This window comes from Pseudomonas sp. (genome assembly GCF_037994325.1).
GTDB lineage: Bacteria > Pseudomonadota > Gammaproteobacteria > Pseudomonadales > Pseudomonadaceae > Aquipseudomonas.
In genome coordinates, this window is sequence record NZ_JBBNAH010000296.1 from 1 (window position 1) to 3042 (window position 3042).

A 3042-nucleotide genomic window follows, 5' to 3' on the forward strand; every position below is an offset into this window, starting at 1 on the left:
GCGCTTGGTCTAGTCACCCTGAGCTTTACCGCCAACGGCCTGGGCCTGGACAACGCCGCCACCCCCATCGGCCTCAAAGCCATGAAGGCCCTGCAAGAACTCAACCCCAGCAGCACCGAAGCCACCAACGCGCAAATTCTGTTTATGGTGATGAACGCCTCGTCGTTTGTGCTGCTGCCGGTGTCCATTTTTATGTACCGCGCCCAGGCCGGCGCGGCGGAACCAGCGTTGGTGTTTTTGCCGATTCTGCTGGCCAATGCCATCTCCAGTTTTAGCGCTTTGCTCGCCGTGGCCTTTATGCAACGGCTGAAACTCACCGACCCGGTGGTGCTCGCCTGGTTTGGCGGCGCGGCGTTGTTGCTTGGCGCCTTTATGACCGTGTTGGCCGGCCTGTCGGCCACGGCGCTGACGGCGCTGTCCTCGTTGCTCGGCAACCTCACCCTGTTCGGGCTGATCCTGAGCTTTGTGATCATGGGCGCCATCAAGCGCGTGCCGGTGTATGAAACCTTTGTTGAAGGCGCCAAAGAAGGCTTTGAGGTGGCAAAAAACCTGCTGCCGTTTCTGGTCGCTATGCTTTGCGCCGTCGGCGTGTTGCGCGCCTCGGGGGCCTTGGACGTATTGCTCGGTGGCATTCGCTGGTGCGTCGAAGGCCTGGGCTGGGACAGCCGCTTTGTTGAAGCGCTGCCCACCGGCCTGGTCAAACCGTTCTCCGGCAGTGCCGCGCGGGCCATGCTGATTGAAACCATGCAAAGCCAAGGCGTCGACAGCTTTCCTGCGTTGGTGGCGGCGACCATGCAAGGCAGCACCGAAACCACCTTCTACGTGCTGGCCGTGTACTTTGGCTCCGTGGGTTTGCAACGGGCCCGGCATGCCGTGGGCTGTGCACTGTTCGCCGACTTTGTTGGCGTGGTGGCCTCGATTGGCGTGTGCTACTGGTTCTTTGGTTAAGCCTGGTAGCCCGCTGTTGGGCTTCGCCTGCGGCTCAACCCAACCTACATGCTGCGCACGCCCCGACATTCCCGGTGCAGCCTGATGACCACTGTCTAGACTCAGCGAACCGCCTTTGTTCTTCGGGAGTTCGTCATGTCTTTGCGTTCGGTGAGTGTAGGTCTGCGTAATGTCATTGGCTTCGGGGCGCTGACCCTGATCTTGCTGATCACCGGTGGCGTGGCGTTAACCGAGTTGTCCAGCTTGAAAGGCAACTTGCTGGAGGTCAAAGACGTGTGGATGGGCGGCCTCGATCTGATGGCCAAGATCAAATCCGACCGCCAGCTGATGCGCCTGGATGAAAACGAAATCATCGCCCAGCCCAATGAGCTGGCCTCGCTCAGCAGCGAAATCAACACCATCAAAGAACGCGTGCGCGGTTACGACAACGACTACAAAGGCACCATCATCCTCGACGAAGACCGTCGCTTATTCGCCACCTACCAAGAAAAAAGCGCCGCCTACGAACAAGCGCTGAGCGCCGTGCTGAGTGCTATGGCCGCCGGCAAGGTCGAGCCGCCAGTGAGTGCCCAATCCGAACAAGCCTTCGACGCCCTGATCAGCGCCTTGGACGCGTTGATCGCCCTTAACAACAAAGGCGCGGCCGATGCCGGTGCGCGGGCCGAAGCGAGCGCCAACAACGCCACCGTCACCTTTAGCGTGATCCTCTTGGCCGCGGTGATCTTCACCATTTTCGCCGCTGTGCTGCTCAGCCGCAGCATCACCCGGCCACTGGCCGTGCTTGCCGCCTCGGCCGAGCGCATTGCCAGCGGTGACCTCAGCCAGCCCGTGCAAGCCGACGGCGCCGACGAAATTACCCACGTACAGCGCTCCCTCGGTGGCATGCAAGGCACCCTGCGCGAAACCCTGCTGAATATTCAAAGCTCCGCCACCCAACTGGCTTCTGCTGCAGAGGAGTTGCACGCGGTCACCGACGACTCGTCGCGGGGCATCACCCGGCAAAACGACGAAATCCAAATGGCCGCCACGGCAGTTACCGAGATGTCCGCTGCCGTTGATGAAGTGGCGCGCAACGCCAACCACACCTCCGACTCCTCCCGCGAAGCGCAAGAAACTGCCCAGGCCGGCCGTGAGCAGGTCAGCAGCACCCGCGCCACTATCGAACAGCTCACCGAACGTCTGAACATTACCTCCACCACCATCACCACCCTGGCCGACGAAGCCATTGCCATCGGCCGCGTGCTGGAAGTAATCCGCACCATCGCCGAACAAACCAACCTGCTTGCCCTTAACGCCGCCATTGAAGCGGCCAGGGCAGGGGACCAAGGCCGCGGTTTTGCCGTGGTGGCCGACGAAGTACGCGCCCTGGCCCAGCGCACACAAACCAGCACCCAGGAAATTGAACGGATGATCAGCGCCATCCAAAATGCCAGCCAGCAATCGGTCAGCGCCATGGCGCAAAGCAGCGAGTACGCCAGCCGCAGCCAGATCATGGCCAGCCAGGCCGACAGCGCTTTGGTGTTGATTGCCGAGCGGGTTAACCAGATCAACGACATGAACCTGGTCATCGCCAGCGCCGCCGAAGAACAAGCCAGCGTCGCCCGCGAAGTGGACCGCAACCTGGTCAACATCCGCGACATCGCTGAACAGAACGCCACCGGCGCCCATGAAACCTCGGTGGCCAGTGATCAGTTGGCCAAGTTGGCCAGTGACTTAAATGGGATGGTGCAGCGGTTCAGGTTATAGGTTGGCGCAGGAACCGCCACCTGTGTGGGAATGGTGGGGGTAGATGAAGGTATGCGTCCTCCCTCCGTCGTCCCCGTGCCGCACCATTTACCCACCCACCCACCCACCCCACACAGCTCACCCCATAAATCCACCCAATGTGGGTTGCGCGCCTCGATCAAATTCAGTTTCCACCGCCGGCGCCACTGCTTGATTTGCTTCTCCCGGGCGATAGCGCCAAGCATGTCTTCATGCACCTCGTAATACACCAACGTATGCACCGCGTAGGTCCGCGTGAAGCTTGCCACGCAGTCATTACGGTGCTGCCAAATATGTTTGATCGGGTCTGAAGTGACGCCGGTATAGAGC

At 60.8% G+C, this 3042-nt stretch carries 3 protein-coding genes; 2 read left to right on the forward strand and 1 reads right to left on the reverse strand.

Features of this window, described 5'->3' with window-relative positions:
- Together AAAB16_RS10100 and AAAB16_RS10105 are read left to right on the forward strand one after the other, a co-directional pair.
- The coding region (locus AAAB16_RS10100; protein ID WP_340663207.1) for a nucleoside recognition domain-containing protein at positions 1-948 on the forward strand (948 nt) is incomplete at its 5' end.
- 135 nt (positions 949-1083) lie between these two features.
- The gene (locus AAAB16_RS10105; protein WP_340663208.1) at positions 1084-2694 is read left to right on the forward strand and encodes a methyl-accepting chemotaxis protein; all 1611 of its coding nucleotides are present in this window, start codon (positions 1084-1086) and stop codon (positions 2692-2694) included.
- On the opposite strand, the gene AAAB16_RS10110 is transcribed toward AAAB16_RS10105, so the two are convergent.
- On the reverse strand, positions 2637-3042 hold a 406-nt coding region (locus AAAB16_RS10110; protein WP_340663209.1), incomplete at its 5' end, for a GIY-YIG nuclease family protein. The genes AAAB16_RS10105 and AAAB16_RS10110 overlap by 58 nt on opposite strands.